This window comes from Mesorhizobium sp. M2E.F.Ca.ET.219.01.1.1 (genome assembly GCF_004016445.2).
Taxonomy (GTDB): Bacteria; Pseudomonadota; Alphaproteobacteria; order Rhizobiales; family Rhizobiaceae; genus Mesorhizobium.
Genome location: NZ_SADT02000006.1, coordinates 536,479 through 551,571, shown reverse-complemented (window position 1 = coordinate 551,571; position 15,093 = coordinate 536,479). Strand labels below are relative to the sequence as shown.

The following is a 15,093-nucleotide window of genomic DNA, read 5'->3' as shown; positions in this document are numbered from 1 at the left end:
TGAATGGTGAATAGTGAATGGGGAATGGAAAGATGGGCGCTTGAGGCAGTCACAGAGCGACCCTGTCGAACCATTCACTATTCACCATTGACCATTTACTGTCTCACGCTTCGCGGAACCGGTACCCGACTCCGTAAAGGGTTTCGATCATCTCGAAGTCGTCGTCGACGGCCTTGAACTTCTTGCGCAGCCGCTTGATGTGGCTGTCGATGGTGCGGTCGTCGACATAGACCTGCTCATCATAGGCCGAATCCATCAGCGCATCACGGCTTTTCACCACGCCGGGGCGCTGCGCCAGCGAATGCAGGATGAGGAATTCCGTCACCGTCAGCGTCACCGGCTCGCCCTTCCAGGTGCAGGTATGGCGTTCCTGGTCCATCACCAGCTGGCCGCGTTCGAGCGAGCGGGCCTGCTGGGCGGGCGCCTTGGCCGCCGCCTCGCGGGCGCTGGTCCGGCGCAGCACCGCGCGCACGCGCTCGACCAGCAGCCGCTGCGAGAACGGTTTGCGGATGAAGTCGTCGGCGCCCATCTTGAGGCCGAACAATTCGTCGATCTCGTCGTCCTTCGACGTCAGGAAGATGACCGGCAGGTCCGACTTCTGGCGCATGCGGCGCAACAGCTCCATGCCGTCCATGCGCGGCATCTTGATGTCGAGGATGGCGAGGTTCGGCGGCCGCGCCGCCAGGCCTTCCAGCGCCGACGCGCCGTCGGTGTAGGTTTCGACCCGGTAGCCCTCGGACTCGAGCGCGATCGACACCGAGGTCAGAATGTTGCGGTCGTCGTCGACAAGCGCGATTGTTGCCATTTCAAGCGGCTCCCTCATGAGCTGTCCCTTCTGTCGTCGAGAAGGGGCTTTTGCAGGACAAATTGGGTACAAAATGTGGCACGGGCCCTGTTCGAAGTCACGGGCGGCCTGCCGCTACACACCATCGCACCTATAACGGGATTGGACGATTGAAGTCTGCCAATCCTTTGGGCAATCTCCGTTTTTTTTGCACATCTAAACGATTTAAACAACTTTCAAATTTTTTAAATCGATTAATGATTTGATATCATTTGGCTTTTCTGGTTCTGAACCTGGCAGCCCCGGCGCGGGCTGCGGGAAATCCCCCGTCACATGCGGCCAAATCCAGAGAGGAAATTTGATGTCGGAAGCCGGCAAACGCAACCCCGACTGCGCTATTGACGCGATCGGCCTGAAGACCACGGGCATGGTGCGCTACAATTTTGGCGCGGCCGAACTCTACGAGGAAGCGATCCGGCGGGGCGAGGCGAGGCTGACCGCCCAAGGCGCGCTGGTTGCCGAGACCGGCCAGCACACCGGGCGTTCGCCGAAGGACAAATTCGTCGTCCGCGACGAGGCGACCGAACCGCATGTCTGGTGGGACAACAACAAGGCGATCTCGCCGGGTGAGTTCGAGGCGCTGCTTGCCGATTTCCGCGCTCATGCGGCGGACAAGGATCTCTATGTCCAGGACCTGGTTGGCGGCGCCGACGCCGACCTCAAGCTGCCGACCCGGGTCATCACCGAATACGCCTGGCACTCGCTTTTCATCCGCAACCTGCTGATCCGCCCGCAAGCCGCCGAACTCGATCGCTTCCTTCCCGATATGACGATCATCGACCTGCCGTCCTTCCGCGCCGATCCGGCGCGCCACGGCACCCGCACCGAAACGGTGATCGCGGTCGACCTGATCCGGAAGATCGTGCTGATCGGCGGCACATCCTATGCCGGCGAGATGAAGAAGTCGGTGTTCACCATGCTGAACTACCTGCTGCCGGAAAAGAGCGTGATGCCCATGCACTGCTCCGCCAATGAAGGCCCGGCCGGCGACGCGGCGGTGTTCTTCGGCCTGTCCGGAACCGGCAAGACGACGCTGTCCGCGGATCCGTCGCGCACGCTGATCGGCGACGACGAGCACGGCTGGGGTCCGCACGGCATCTTCAATTTCGAGGGCGGCTGCTACGCCAAGACGATCAGGCTGTCTGCCGAGGCCGAGCCGGAGATCTTCGCCACCACGCAGCGCTTCGGCACGGTGCTGGAGAATGTCGTCCTCGATGCCGGCCGCGTGCCGGATTTCAACGACGGCAGCCTCACCGAGAACACGCGCTGCGCCTATCCGCTGGACTTCATCCCCAACGCCTCGAAGACCGGCCGCGCCGGCCATCCGAAGAACATCATCATGCTGACCGCCGATGCTTTCGGCGTGATGCCGCCGATCGCGAAATTGACCCCGGCGCAGGCGATGTATCACTTCCTTTCCGGTTACACCGCCAAGGTCGCCGGCACGGAAAAGGGCGTCACCGAGCCGGAAGCGACCTTCTCGACCTGCTTCGGTGCACCCTTCATGCCGCGTCATCCCTCGGAATACGGCAATTTGCTGCGCGAGCTGATCGCCGAGCACAAGGTCGATTGCTGGCTGGTCAACACCGGCTGGACCGGCGGCGCCTACGGCACCGGCCGCCGCATGCCGATCAAGGTGACGCGCGCTCTTCTGGGCGCCGCGCTCGACGGTTCCTTGAAGTCGGCCGAGTTCCGCACCGACGCCAATTTCGGCTTCGCGGTGCCGGTGGCGGTTCCGGGCGTCGACGGCGCCATCCTCGACCCGCGCTCGACCTGGACGGACAAGGCCGGCTACGACCGCCAGGCCTCGAAGCTGGTCAACATGTTCGCGACCAATTTCGAGAAGTTCGAACGCCATGTCGACGCGACCATCCTCGGTGCCGCGCCGCGACTGCAGGAAGCGGCGGAATAGCCGCCGCCTCGGTGGCCTTGCTTTCCGGGCCCGGTTCACGCCGGGCCTTTTCTTTTTGCGACCATCGCGGCATGAGTGCATGCATGGCGAGCGACGATGACATCATCATAAGCGGCGAAGCGGTTATCCACCCGGGCGACCTGCACGAGGATTTCATCCGATCCTCCGGTCCCGGCGGCCAGAACGTCAACAAGGTGGCCACTGCGGTGCAGCTGCGCTTCGACGCGGCGAACGCTTCGGGGCTTAGCGAGCGGGTCCGCGCCCGCGCGATCAAGCTTGCCGGCCAGCGCGCCACCAAGGACGGCGTCATCGTCATTGAGGCCGGCCGGTTCCGCACGCAGGAGCAGAACCGCGCCGATGCGCGGGCGCGCCTGACCGCGCTGGTCGCCAAGGCGGCCGAGCCGCCACCGCCGCCGCGCAAGAAGACCAGGCCGTCCAAAGGCGCCGTGGAGCGCCGCCTCAAGAGCAAGGCGGGCCGGTCGACGGTGAAGAAGCTGCGCGGTCGGGTCGACAGCGACTGAGAAGCGAGCGGCCGTTTTCGGGTCGCGGAACTGTTCCTTCAGTGGCATGCTCTCGGGCCAATTGATCGGATCGATCCATGCTCGTTCTGCCGAAAGGCGTCCGCCATATGCCGGGCTACATAGACCGCCCCGCGCAGGAAACGCTGGTCGAGGAGATTAGGCGCGTCGTGCAGGCAGCACCCCTCTACGTGCCCGCCATGCCGCGCACCGGCAAGGAGATGAGCGTGCGCATGACCAATTGCGGCGCGCTCGGCTGGGTGACCGACAAGGAGCGCGGCTATCGCTATCAGCCGACGCATCCGGTGACGGGCGAGCCTTGGCCGCCGATCCCCGAAGCCTTGCTGAAACTGTGGCGCAAGGTTGCGGCCTACCCGCACTCGCCCGAAGCCTGCCTGATCAATTTCTATGCGGCCGATGCCAAAATGGGCCTGCACCAGGACCGCGACGAGCAGGATTTTGACGCGCCCGTTGTGTCGGTCTCGCTGGGCGACGACTGCCTGTTCCGGGTCGGCCAGAACACACGCGAGGGCGGCACCAAATCGTTCAGGCTGAAGAGCGGCGACGTCGTCGTGCTCGGCGGCGAGGGGCGCCTCGCCTTCCATGGCGTCGACCGCATCTATCCCGCGACATCGGCCCTGTTGAAGAATGGCGGTCGCATCAATCTGACGCTGCGGCGGGTGACGGTGCCGACGGAGCCTGTTCAGCCTGCCGGTGGCCGATCGGGCCTTACATAGTCGTTGCGCAGATAGATACGCAGGCGTCCTCGTTCGAAGAGTACGCGATAGCCGGCCAGGAAGCGATCGAAGCCGAAATGCTCGATCAACTGGTGTGTCCAGGGGCCGTCATCCTTCTTGAAGATGATGAGATCCGGACGGAGGCGCTCGAACGCCTGGCGCTTGTCTTCGGCGTAGCGCGTCATGATCGCCTGGTAACGCGCCGCGCTGGCAGTGTCGCCGCTGCGCGTGGCTTGCAGGTAGAGCGTCGTTGCATCCTGCCCAACCCAGTCATTGGCTCCGGCTGAAACATATCGCCCGCCGATCATGCGGCTCAGCGGATGTGCCGTATCCAGATCCGAACTGATGGTGGCGACGGTAGGTTCAAAAACAGCCGCGCGAATGGTGTTCACCAATGCGCTGTCCGGCTTTTGCGTGACCCAGTTCAAGACAAACGCGGTCATGATCGCAAGCGACAGCAGTGCCGGCGGCGGATACGCCAGATAGGAGAGCAGTCCCGCCGATTGGCGTTTCATCCGTGGCAGGGCGAGCAGGCAGAGATTGGCCACGACAGCCAGGGAAAGCGCGGGATAAGCGTGATAGGGCCAGCCCTTGGCTTGATAGAAGAGCGGCAGCAGGGCCGCCGCCGATGCAGCCAGCGTTACGGCGGCCAGTTCAGGGAACCGGCCGACCGGCCAGGACCACAATGCGAGGAACCCCAGGAAAAGCCACGCGCAGCCGTAATAGGCCATGACATGCGCGGAGACGCTGCTTTTCGCGTAAAGCTCCACCAGCAGCGGGTAAACGTCGCGCAGGAATTCCGGATAGACCAGGAGGACTGCGACCAGGTAGGCGACGCAAATGCCGCCGATGACCCAGTGCTCCAGCGCGAAGATCGGCTTCAGGCTGCGCCGATGCGCCGCGACGATCAGGGCCGAAGCCAGCACCATCACCGCATAGTAAGGCTTGACCAGCAGCAGGACGCTTCCGCAAAGTCCGGCAAAAGCCGCGATGGCGGCGCCCGGCTTGGCCTCGGCGTCCTTACGCGCCCGCCAGGCGTGAAGCGCCAGCAAAGGCATGAAAAGCGCGACGCCAAGGTGCTCGCGCTGGCTGAAGACATTGCCGGGGAAGATCACCAGCACTGCGTAGAAGGCCGGGCCGAGAGCGGACAGGCTGGCCCTCTCGGGAAATCCCGCCCGTCTGACGATCGCGCCGGAAAACCAGACGCCGATCAATGCAATGAGGTAAGTCCAGGCCTGGATAAGGATCTCGGGCGCCAGGCCGAGACTCTTCGCCATGGCTACCGGCGGCAGATAGAGCCATACGCTGAAGGGAGGATTGACCTCGCGCACCTGCGTATAGAGCCGCTCGCCCGAAAGCACCCGCTCGCAGATGATGATCAGCCAACTCGTGTCGGGGATCGTTCCCCAGCGCACCTGCCATAGGACAGCGATGGCCAGGAGAATGACAAAAGTGGCGACAGACCCGACATGGTGCGTTCGCGCGGAGGGGAGGGAGACCCCCGCCATGGCATCGTCCGGTGTTGCAGTCGCGACCTGTTCCGACATGCTCATGGACTGGCCGCCACGAAAACGAATTTTCGAAGCAACACGAAATTCAGCGCCGGCACCAAGACGCAGGACAGCACCACCGGTACCGAGGGCGAAAGCCCGGCAACATCGGTGAGCACCGCGGCGAGCGCCAGCGAGAGCAGGAACCCGGTGGCGGTGGCCACGGCGAAGCGCGGGATCTCGAAGCCGACCGCGCCATCCGACATGAATGTCACGAAACGATGCCCGCAATAGGAAAACACCGCGCCGGCGCCATAGCCCGCCATCGAGGCAATCGTCACCGACGTGCCGAGGCCGTGTCGGTCCGAAAGCGCCAGCGTGAGCACCGCATAGATCAATGTCGACAGGCCGCCGATCGCAGCGAACCTCAGAATGCGCGCGGACTCCGAGCGGCCCATGGCCCAGGCGATGAACCAACGAGCCTCGACGGGCATATCGTCGGCCCTGTCAAGGATCGCTTCTGGGTCGGTCGCTGGTTGCCGCACGGTCAGCCGAACCGGCGTTCGAGCGACGCGGGCTGCCTGCCCGTCGTTGTCTCGGAGCGGCTCATCGCGGCGATCGCTTCCTCGAAACCGGTCAGCCGCTCGACCACATAGAGCGGCCGACGTTTCACCTCCGCGTGGATGCCTCCGACGTAGAGGCCGATCACGCCGGTCATGAACAGGTTGATGCCCGACAGGAAGGAGATGATGACCACCGTCGACGTCCAGCCGTGGACGGTGCCGCTGACGAACAGCCAGGAGAACAAGGCGTAGCAGCCGAGCAAGGCAGCGGCGCCGGAAACGGCGATGCCGGCCCACAAGGCCAGCCGCAGCGGCTTGTCGGAGAAGCTGATGATGCCGTGCACCGCCAGCCGCACCATCTTCCAGAACGGGTATTTGGTTTCGCCGGCCGCCCGCACCGGCCGCTCGAACGCCACCTCGGCCTGCCTGAAGCCCATCCAGCCGAACATGCCGCGCACGAAACGGTCCCGCTCCGGCATGCGCTTGAAGGTTTCCAACGCCTTGCGCCCGACAAGGCGGAAGTCGCCGACGTCGCGCGGGATGGTGACGGAGGTCATCTGCTCCAGCACGCGGTAGAACAGGCTGGCAGTCATCCGTTTGAGCAGCGTCTCGCCCTCGCGCTTGATGCGGCGGGCATAGACGATCTCGTAGCCCTCCTTCCATTTGGCGATAAGATCCAGCACCACTTCAGGCGGATCCTGGAGGTCGGCGTCCATGACGATGACGGCGTCGCCCGCGGCCGCGTCCATGCCGGCGGTGATCGCGATCTGGTGGCCGAAATTGCGTGACAGCTCGATCAGTTTGAAGCGTGCTTCCTCGGCGGCCATGCCGCGCAGGAAGATGACGCTGGTGTCCCGGCTGCCGTCGTCGACGAAAATGGCTTCGGCGCTCGCGTCCAGCGTATCGAGCAGGCTTGTGACCCGGCGCACCAGCAGCGGCAGCACCGCCTCTTCGTTGAAGATCGGAATGACCAGAGAATAGACCGGGGCCTTGCGGCTCTCGGCATTGCCCGCATTGATCACCGGTGCCTCCCGAACACCCGCTGGAGTTGAGGGTGAAAGCTAATGGGATTTGCCTAAGGTGCCGTTAACTTATGGGAACCCAGCGGACGGCGACGCCGCCTTGCCCGAGGGCGAGGGGCCGGCTGACGCCGGCGGCAACGCGATCTTAAGGGCGCGGGGCTAAACAGGCTGCATGACCGAGGTCGCCATGCAGCCAAGCCGGATCAGGTCGCGAAGCCTCTTTGACGTGGCCATCGTCACCGTGATGGCGATTGTCGCTTTCTGCATGGCCGACTTCTACCTGCGCAAATTGTGGACCATTGGCCCGGATGGCCTGTCGGCGCTCTCGAAGACGCTGCCTTACTGGGATTTCAGCAATCTCTGGGCCGGTGGCCGAATGGCGCTCGACGGCCATGTCGACGCGCTGTTCGACGTCGACGCCTACCGCGCGGCGCTCCGTGGCATGTTCGGGCCAGGTTTCCCAAACCAGGAATGGAGCTATCCGCCGAGCATCCTGCTGATTGGCGCGCCGCTCGCGGCCCTGCCGATATTTCCCGCCTATCTGGTGTGGACCTTTGGCACCGTTGTGTGTCTGTGGTTGGCGGTCCGGCCCCTGAAGCTGGGAGGAGCCGCCGAACTGGCGATTGTCTTGAGCCCCGCCGTCATCTGGGACGCGGTTTTCGGCCAGAACGGCGCGCTGACGACCGCCTTGCTGATCGGCGGCCTCGCGGCGGCGCCAAGGCGCCCGGTGTTGGCGGGGATCCTGTTCGGCCTGCTGACGATCAAGCCGCATCTTGGCATCCTCGTCCCGTTCTGCCTGCTCGCCGGCGGCAATTGGCGAGCCATCGCCGCGGCCGCTGTGACAACGGCGCTTGTGGCCGTGGCCACGGGCCTTTTTTTCGGCTTCGATGTCTGGTCGCTGTTTTACACGCAAACCCGGCCGCTGATGACCGAGATCATGGAAGCACCCTTCCCCCAGCACTACCACGCCAATGCCATAACCGTTTTCTTCACGGCACGGGCGCTCGGCCTCGGTGTCCCGGCAGCTTATGGCCTGCAGGCGATTGCCACGATCGTCGCCATCGGCGCCGTCGTCTGGCTTTGGCGGCCGGGCCGGCAAGTGGAGCATGGTGAAAGGGTCGTGCTCACCGCGGTGCTTGCGATCCTCGCCACACCCTATGGCTATACCTACGACACGATCGCCGTGGCGGTGGCAGTTGCCCTGCTCTGGACGATGGTTTCGAGGCCACCCCGTCTCGTCCTCGCGATCTGCTGGCTCTACGCGTTCGTCGCGCATATCCTCAACAATGCCGGTTTCCACATCGGCGTGCTCGTGCCGTCGTTTCTTGCCGGCTGGATGTTTTTCTCGATATGGGCGCGAAGCCGTGGAACGCGGCCGCGCCGGGAACCGTCAGCGGCGTAGTCGATTGGGGCGCCTCATCGGGCGGCTTCCCGGGCCGATCATAGCTTCCTCAGCGCCACTTCCTCGATCAAATGGTTGGCGCCTTTGCGCAGGATGAGATCGGCCCGCGCCCTGGTCGGCAGGATGTTCTCACGCAGGTTCTTCAGGTTGATGTTGGCCCACAGCCCCTCGGCGATGGCGCGCGCGGCGTCCTCGGAAAGCTGCGAATAGCGGTGGAAGAAGGAGTCCGGATTGCGGAAGGCGGTCTCGCGCAGCCGCATGAAGCGCTGGATGTACCACTGGTGGATCAGCTTCTCGTCGGCATCGATATAGATGGCGAAATCGAAGAAGTCGGACAGGAACGGCACGATCTTGCCGTCCTTCGGCAGCTTGCCCGGCTGCAGCACGTTGATGCCCTCGAAGATCAGGATGTCGGGACGGTCGATGGTCACGAACTCGCCCGGAATGACGTCATAGGTCAGGTGCGAATAGACCGGCGCGCTGACGCTGCTTTGCGCCGACTTGATGCCGGACAGGAATCTCAGCAGCGCGCCGACATCGTAGCTCTCGGGAAACCCCTTGCGCTCCATGAGGTTCTCGCGGCGCAGGATCTCGTTGGGCAACAGGAAGCCGTCGGTGGTGATGAGATCGACCTTCGGGCTCGACGGCCAGCGCGCCAGAAGCTCTTTCAGCACGCGCGCCGTGGTCGATTTGCCGACCGCGACCGAGCCGGCGATGCCGATGATGAAGGGTGTCTTGACGACGTCCTGCGCGTTGAAAAAGGCCCGGCGCTGCTTGAACAATAATTGGCTTGCTTCGACATGGGCCGACAGCAGCCGCGACAGCGATAGATAGATGCGCTTGACCTCTTCGAGGTCGACCGGGTCGTTGAGCGAGCGCAGCCGATCGATCTCGTCCCCGGTCAGCGTCAGCGGCGTATCGGCGCGGAACTGCGACCATTGCTCGGCGGAGAAGAAACGATAAGGGGAGTATTTCTCGGTCGGAGCAAGCTGATCCATCGAGTTTCCTGCCCTCCTCGCCGTCAGCCCGGGTCACCAGCCCCGGGGCCGGGACGCCTTTTCGGCAACCCCCGAGCGGCCGGTACGGCCCTCGAGTTCCTTCAGCACGTCGTCCAACGGAACACCCGCGATGCCGAGCACGACAAGCCAATGATATATAAGATCGGCGCTTTCCGAAACGAGGGCCTGCTTGTCGCCGCGGACGGCGGCGATAACGGCTTCCACAGCCTCCTCGCCGAGCTTCTGCGCCGCCTTGTTCATGCCCTTGGCGAACAGTTTCGCCGTCCACGAGTCCGGGTCGCCGGAATGGGCGCGCTGGTGGATGATCGTTTCCAGATCGGCGAGCGAAAATTGAGCCATGTCGGTCATCTATCTGCTTGTTTAAGCATGATCTTTTCCGAAAACCGGTCCCCACCTTCCGGGATCATGCTTTAAGCCCGATGGGTGGCCGAGTCCAGCCGCATCGGCAGGCCGGCCTTGGCCATGTATGTCTTGGCCTCGGCGATCGAGTAGGTGCCGAAGTGGAAGATCGAGGCGGCAAGCACGGCACCAGCATGGCCGTCGCGGATGCCCTCGACCAGGTGATCGAGCGTTCCGACGCCACCGGAAGCGATGACCGGCGCGCGCACCGCGTCGGCGACGGCGCGGGTCAGCGCGATGTCGTAGCCGGCCTTCGTGCCGTCGCGGTCCATCGAGGTAAGCAGGATCTCGCCGGCACCGCGATCGACCATGCGTGCGGCGAAGTCGACCGCGTCGATGCCCGTCTTCTCGCGACCGCCATGGGTGAAGATCTCCCAGCGGTCGGCCTCGCCGGCGGCAGACACCTTCTTGGCGTCGATGGCCACGACAATGCACTGGTTGCCGAACTTGTCGGCGGCTTCCGTCACGAAATCCGGGTTCTTCACCGCCGCCGTGTTGATCGACACCTTGTCGGCGCCGGCCAGAAGCAGCTTGCGGATGTCGGCCACCTGGCGCACGCCGCCGCCGACGGTGAGCGGCATGAAGCATTGCTCGGCCGTGCGGGCGACCACGTCGAAGATCGTCTCGCGATTGTCCGACGAGGCGGTGATGTCGAGGAAGCAGAGCTCGTCGGCGCCCGCGGCATCATAAGCCTTGGCGGCTTCGACCGGATCGCCGGCGTCGATGAGGTCGACGAAATTGACGCCCTTGACCACGCGGCCGTTCTTGACGTCCAGGCAAGGTATGACGCGGGCTTTCAGCATCACTTGCCTTCCAGGGTGGACAGCAGGTCGACCACAAGCTCGCCGACCAGCGGCGGCACGTCGCCCTTGGGGTCGAAGGCCGGATCATAGGCGGAAATGGTGAGCCCGGCGATGGTGAGCGGGCCGGCGAGGCCGCACATGGCGGTGCGTACCTGCTCCGGCGCCGGGCCGCCGGGCGTGGTGTAGCGGTTGGCCTGCAGCTTCTCGGGATCGTGCACGTCGAGATCGACATGCATGTGGACCTGGCGTGCGCCGTCCGCTTTCAGTCTCTGCGCCGCGCTCTTCCAGTCCGGGCACTCGGACCGGATGATCGGCAGCTTTTCCAGCAGTTCCTTCTCGGCGGCGTCGAGGTCGCGCGCGTTGACCAGGACGGAGCGCGACGGATCGACCGGCTTGAAGCCGGGGATCTGGTTCGCCATCGACCGCCAGCAGAGGCCGAGCACGGTGGCCAGCGCCATGCCGTCGAGGAAGCCCGTTGTGGTGGTCTCCGGCGTGTTGAGGTCGCCATGCTGGTCGGCCCAGATGATGGCGTCGGCGCCGGCGCCTGCCACGGCGCCGGCGGCGGTCAGGCAGTTGCCGGCCAGCACGATCGGAAACCGCTTCTTGTCCAGCGCCATGCGGACTTCGCCTGAAACGGCGTTGCAGACGGCAAATCCGGTGCCGATCTCGCGCTCTTCCTCGTCCTCGACCACCTTGCCGATGTCGTTCACCTCGACATCATGGCCGGCAAGCCTCAGCGCATCGGCCAATCCGCCGGAAATCAGCGCGTCCGGACCTTGGCCGCAGCCGCTGTGGAAATGGCCGCTGTCATAGGATGCCAGGATGATCGAAATGTTCACTATTCTGCCTCCGCCCGTTCGCCGCGCAAGATCGCCAGCGCCTCGGCCGGGTCGACACGTCCGTCATATAGGGCGCGGCCGGAGATCGCGCCTTCGAGTTTTTTCGCGTCGGGCATGGTCATGCGCACGATGTCGGCAATCGAGGCGAGGCCGCCGGATGCGATCACGGGAATAGAAACCGCTTCCGCGAGGTCGATGGTCGAATCCCAGTTGATGCCGGTCAGCACGCCGTCGCGGTCGATATCGGTGTAGATGATGGCGGCCACGCCGGCGCCCTCGAATTTCCTGGCGAGCTCAATGACGCCGAGTTCGGAGGCTTCGGCCCAGCCCTCGACAGCGACCTTGCCGCCCTTGGCGTCGATGCCGACCGCGATCTTTCCGGGAAAAGCCTTGCAGGCTTGCCTGACCAGCTCCGGCTCGCGCACCGCGACCGTGCCGAGGATGACGCGGGCAAGGCCGCGGTCCAGCCAGTCTTCGATCTGCGGCAAGGTGCGGATGCCGCCGCCGAGCTGCACCGGGTTCTTCGTCGCCTTGAGGATAGCCCCGACCGCTGCGCTGTTGACGCTCTGGCCCCTGAAGGCGCCGTTGAGGTCGACGACATGCAGCCACTCGAAGCCTTGCTCCTCGAAGGCCTTGGCTTGCGCGGCGGGGTCGTCGTTGTAAATCGTGGCGGTGGCCATGTCGCCGTGTTTCAGGCGCACGCATTTGCCGTCCTTGAGGTCTATTGCCGGAAACAGGATCATGGGTCAGGCGCCCTCGACGATGGCGAAATGACCGGTCGAAGCGGCGAGCCGGAATTTCGAGGCGTGCTGATATTCAGGCGAATGATAGCATTCGATTGCCTTGTCGTAGGACTCGAACTCCACCAGCACGTGACGGTTGCCGGTCGGTCCTTCCGGACTCTCGTAGCGGCCCGCACGGATCGGGAATTTCGCGCCGTATTTCGCGAAAGCGATGGCATTCGCTTCGATATACTGCTTGTAGACGTCCGGATCGCGGACATCGATCATCGCCATCCAATAGCCCTTCCTGCTCATTTCAGGGCCTCCATTTCAGGAAATTGGTGATCAGCGCCAGGCCGAGCGCCTGGCTCTTCTCGGGATGGAACTGCGTGCCGGCGAGGTTGTCGCGGGCGACCGCCGCCGTCACCGGGCCGCCATAGTCGGCAACCGCCAGCACCTCATCCGGATTCTTCGCTTCCAGATGATAGGAATGGACGAAATAGGCATGCAGCCCTTTCGGGCCGGTCTCGATGCCGGAAAACAGCGGATGCGGGCGGACAAGCTCGATCGTGTTCCAGCCGATCTGCGGGATCTTCAGCGTTGAGTCGGAGGGCTTGATCTCCTTGACGTCGCCGGCGATCCAGCCAAGGCCCTTGGTGATGGTCTTTTCCAACCCGCGTTGCGACATCAACTGCATGCCGACGCAGATGCCGAGGAACGGCCGCCCCTTACGAAGCGCCGCTTCCTCGACCGCCTCCCACATGCCTGGCACCGCGTGCAGGCCGGCGGCGCAGTCGGCATAGGCGCCGACGCCCGGCAGCACGATGCGGTCGGCGGACCGCACCCGCTCGGCATCGGCCGTCAGCTCGATCGTCGCGGCAATGCCTCCCTCGCGCGCCGCGCGCTCGAAGGCCTTGGTGGCCGAGCGCAGATTGCCCGAGCCGTAATCGATGATGGCTACCCGCATGTCAGGGCCTTCCAGGCGTATGGGTCAGTCCCAGCGCCATCCCGGTTTGCGGCGGGCGCGCCAGCGACGCATCCGGCACGATGCGCGGCAGGGCTGGCTGCTCCTCGCTCTCCTCGCCGGTTTCCAGTGCATGGCGCGTCTCGGCATCGGCGAGATTGCCGGCCTCGACCACGCCCCATTCGCGCCAGCCGCGCCGCCGCAGCGAAGCGATGCGCAGGGCCTGGCCTTCGAAGCCGATATAGAGCGAGACCAACAGCGACAGCAGCGATCCGGCCCCTTCAAGCCCGAGCCTCTCGCCGGCCACCGACAGGATCGCCATGACGGCGAAAGTCAGGGCCGCCTCGATCCACAGCCGGTTCCAGGCGAGCCAGAGCGGCGAGAACAGGAAACCCAGCCAGGTGAAGCTGTCGCGCACGAAACGGACGTCCTCGGCTTTGTTGTCCGCCGGCGGCTGCATCACGACATAGATCGCCATAGCCTATCCTTTCAGCGATCCCTTGGTGGAAGGCACGGCATCCGGCTGGCGCGGATCTGGCTCGAGTGCTGCCCGCAGCACGCGCGCCACGGCCTTGAAGCAGGTCTCGGCAATATGATGGTTGTTGGCGCCGTAATGGTTGGTCACGTGCAGCGTGATCCCGGCATTCTGCGCCAGCGCCTGGAAGAACTCGCGCACCAGTTCGGTGTCGAACGTGCCGATCTTCGGCGACGAGAAGGCGACGTTCCAAACCAGGAAAGGGCGGCCGGAGACGTCGATCGCCGCCCTGGTCAGCGTCTCGTCCATGGCGAGATCGATCGAGGCATAGCGCATGATGCCGCGCCGTTCGCCCAGCGCCTTGCTCAACGCCTGGCCGATCGCAATGCCGGTGTCCTCGACCGTATGGTGGTCGTCGATATGCAGGTCGCCCTTGGCCTTGATCGTCATGTCGATCAGCGAATGCCGCGACAGCTGGTCGAGCATATGGTCGAAGAAGCCGACGCCGGTCGAAATGTCGGCTTTGCCCTTGCCGTCGACATGGACGGAGACCGAAATCTCGGTTTCCTTGGTCTTGCGGCTGACTTCGGCCGAACGCGTCATCGCTCTGTCCTTGTTGCCTGGTTTAGAGGCGCCGGGGCTTGAAAACGAGAGCCTTCTATCAGCATGATCCGGCGATTGCCAGTTTCCATTCCGGCCGCTATTCGGCCTTGTCGGACGGCGGTTTGCAATCGTTCGCCATGTGCATACATATGGCCGATCCAACTCACTCGTACCGCGCCAATCGCCTTTTCAAGGGATAGCGCGCATCGGAGCTAAAAATGTCGAATGAACTCAGCATGCACGCCACGACCATCATCAGCGTGCGCAAGGGCAACAAGGTCGTGATCGCCGGCGACGGCCAGGTCAGCCTTGGCCAGACCATCATGAAGGGCAACGCCCGCAAGGTGCGCCGCATCGGCAAGGACGGCAGCGTCATTGCCGGCTTCGCCGGCGCTACCGCCGACGCCTTCACCCTGCTCGAGCGGCTCGAAGCCAAGCTCGAGCAATATCCCGACCAGCTGACGCGCGCCTGTGTCGAGCTCGCCAAGGATTGGCGCACCGACCGCTATCTGCGCCGGCTGGAAGCCATGATGCTGGTCGCCGACAAGTCGGTCTCGCTGGCGCTGACCGGCAATGGCGACGTGCTGGAGCCCGAGCATGGCGTCATGGCCATCGGTTCCGGCGGCAATTACGCGCTGGCCGCGGCCCGCGCGCTGATCGACAGCGACAAGGACGCGGAGGAGATCGCCCGCAAGGCCATGCAGATCGCGTCCGACATCTGCGTCTACACCAACAACAATTTCGTCGTCGAAACGCTCGATGCCGCCTGAGGTCCATGATC

18 protein-coding genes are annotated in these 15,093 nt (G+C 64.2%); 5 read left to right on the top strand and 13 right to left on the bottom strand.

Annotated features, from left to right (window positions below):
* Positions 1-103: 103 nt before the first annotated feature.
* Entirely contained in the window at positions 104-805 is a 702-nt protein-coding gene (locus EN862_RS28555; protein ID WP_095819116.1) for a response regulator transcription factor, read from the bottom strand.
* Positions 806-1,145: 340 nt separating this feature from the next.
* Here EN862_RS28555 and EN862_RS28550 point away from each other — a divergent pair, with 340 nt between their 5' ends.
* From EN862_RS28550 to EN862_RS28540, 3 genes are all read left to right on the top strand, one after another.
* Positions 1,146-2,756: a phosphoenolpyruvate carboxykinase gene (locus tag EN862_RS28550; protein ID WP_127866807.1), complete on the top strand. Its 1,611-nt coding sequence runs from the start codon at positions 1,146-1,148 to the stop codon at positions 2,754-2,756.
* Between the two features lie 83 nt (positions 2,757-2,839).
* On the top strand, positions 2,840-3,277 hold the full coding sequence (arfB, locus tag EN862_RS28545; RefSeq protein ID WP_127866806.1) for an alternative ribosome rescue aminoacyl-tRNA hydrolase ArfB: 438 nt from the start codon (positions 2,840-2,842) through the stop codon (positions 3,275-3,277).
* A gap of 77 nt (positions 3,278-3,354) precedes the next feature.
* Positions 3,355-4,011: an alpha-ketoglutarate-dependent dioxygenase AlkB gene (locus EN862_RS28540; protein WP_127866805.1), complete on the top strand. Its 657-nt coding sequence runs from the start codon at positions 3,355-3,357 to the stop codon at positions 4,009-4,011.
* On the opposite strand, the gene EN862_RS28535 is transcribed toward EN862_RS28540, so the two are convergent.
* The 3 genes from EN862_RS28535 to EN862_RS28525 are packed head-to-tail and all read right to left on the bottom strand — an operon-like array spanning position 3,978 to position 7,086.
* The gene (locus EN862_RS28535; RefSeq protein ID WP_127866804.1) at positions 3,978-5,564 is read right to left on the bottom strand and encodes a hypothetical protein; all 1,587 of its coding nucleotides are present in this window, start codon (positions 5,562-5,564) and stop codon (positions 3,978-3,980) included. The two genes, EN862_RS28540 and EN862_RS28535, sit on opposite strands and share 34 nt — an antisense overlap.
* Positions 5,561-5,995, bottom strand: a complete 435-nt coding sequence (locus EN862_RS28530; RefSeq protein WP_127866803.1) for a GtrA family protein — start codon at positions 5,993-5,995, stop codon at positions 5,561-5,563. Before EN862_RS28530 ends, EN862_RS28535 begins: the two co-directional genes overlap by 4 nt.
* A 53-nt stretch (positions 5,996-6,048) precedes the next feature.
* Complete coding sequence (locus EN862_RS28525) at positions 6,049-7,086, bottom strand: glycosyltransferase family 2 protein (protein WP_127866802.1); 1,038 nt, start codon at positions 7,084-7,086, stop codon at positions 6,049-6,051.
* A 226-nt stretch (positions 7,087-7,312) separates the two neighbouring features.
* Between EN862_RS28525 and EN862_RS28520 the strand changes: the two genes are divergently transcribed.
* The gene (locus tag EN862_RS28520; protein ID WP_245519709.1) at positions 7,313-8,488 is read left to right on the top strand and encodes a glycosyltransferase family 87 protein; all 1,176 of its coding nucleotides are present in this window, start codon (positions 7,313-7,315) and stop codon (positions 8,486-8,488) included.
* 38 nt (positions 8,489-8,526) lie between these two features.
* Here the strand turns inward: EN862_RS28520 and coaA are convergent, their stop codons facing one another.
* The 9 genes from coaA to hisB all read right to left on the bottom strand — a co-directional run bounded on the left by coaA (position 8,527) and on the right by hisB (position 14,312).
* Positions 8,527-9,486, bottom strand: coding sequence for a type I pantothenate kinase (coaA, locus tag EN862_RS28515; RefSeq protein WP_127866801.1), 960 nt, complete (start codon positions 9,484-9,486; stop codon positions 8,527-8,529).
* Between the two features lie 33 nt (positions 9,487-9,519).
* Positions 9,520-9,846 (bottom strand): phosphoribosyl-ATP diphosphatase, encoded by a 327-nt coding sequence (locus EN862_RS28510; RefSeq protein WP_127866800.1) that lies wholly within the window; start codon positions 9,844-9,846, stop codon positions 9,520-9,522.
* A 71-nt stretch (positions 9,847-9,917) separates the two neighbouring features.
* On the bottom strand, positions 9,918-10,712 hold the full coding sequence (gene hisF / locus EN862_RS28505; RefSeq protein WP_189401427.1) for an imidazole glycerol phosphate synthase subunit HisF: 795 nt from the start codon (positions 10,710-10,712) through the stop codon (positions 9,918-9,920).
* Positions 10,709-11,548: an arginase family protein gene (locus EN862_RS28500; protein ID WP_127866798.1), complete on the bottom strand. Its 840-nt coding sequence runs from the start codon at positions 11,546-11,548 to the stop codon at positions 10,709-10,711. The genes hisF and EN862_RS28500 overlap by 4 nt, the downstream gene beginning before the upstream one ends.
* Complete coding sequence (gene hisA / locus EN862_RS28495) at positions 11,548-12,291, bottom strand: 1-(5-phosphoribosyl)-5-[(5-phosphoribosylamino)methylideneamino]imidazole-4-carboxamide isomerase (RefSeq protein ID WP_127866797.1); 744 nt, start codon at positions 12,289-12,291, stop codon at positions 11,548-11,550. The genes EN862_RS28500 and hisA overlap by 1 nt, the downstream gene beginning before the upstream one ends.
* Positions 12,292-12,294: 3 nt before the next feature.
* Complete coding sequence (locus EN862_RS28490; RefSeq protein ID WP_127866796.1) at positions 12,295-12,585, bottom strand: DUF1330 domain-containing protein; 291 nt, start codon at positions 12,583-12,585, stop codon at positions 12,295-12,297.
* Between the two features lies 1 nt (position 12,586).
* Positions 12,587-13,237 (bottom strand): imidazole glycerol phosphate synthase subunit HisH, encoded by a 651-nt coding sequence (gene hisH / locus EN862_RS28485; RefSeq protein WP_127866795.1) that lies wholly within the window; start codon positions 13,235-13,237, stop codon positions 12,587-12,589.
* A 1-nt stretch (position 13,238) separates the two neighbouring features.
* Complete coding sequence (locus tag EN862_RS28480) at positions 13,239-13,712, bottom strand: DUF2628 domain-containing protein (protein ID WP_127866794.1); 474 nt, start codon at positions 13,710-13,712, stop codon at positions 13,239-13,241.
* A gap of 3 nt (positions 13,713-13,715) precedes the next feature.
* The gene (gene hisB / locus EN862_RS28475; RefSeq protein WP_127303522.1) at positions 13,716-14,312 is read right to left on the bottom strand and encodes an imidazoleglycerol-phosphate dehydratase HisB; all 597 of its coding nucleotides are present in this window, start codon (positions 14,310-14,312) and stop codon (positions 13,716-13,718) included.
* A gap of 218 nt (positions 14,313-14,530) precedes the next feature.
* On the opposite strand from hisB, the gene hslV reads away from it, so the two are divergent.
* Complete coding sequence (gene hslV, locus EN862_RS28470; RefSeq protein ID WP_127866793.1) at positions 14,531-15,082, top strand: ATP-dependent protease subunit HslV; 552 nt, start codon at positions 14,531-14,533, stop codon at positions 15,080-15,082.
* Positions 15,083-15,093 lie beyond the last annotated feature (11 nt).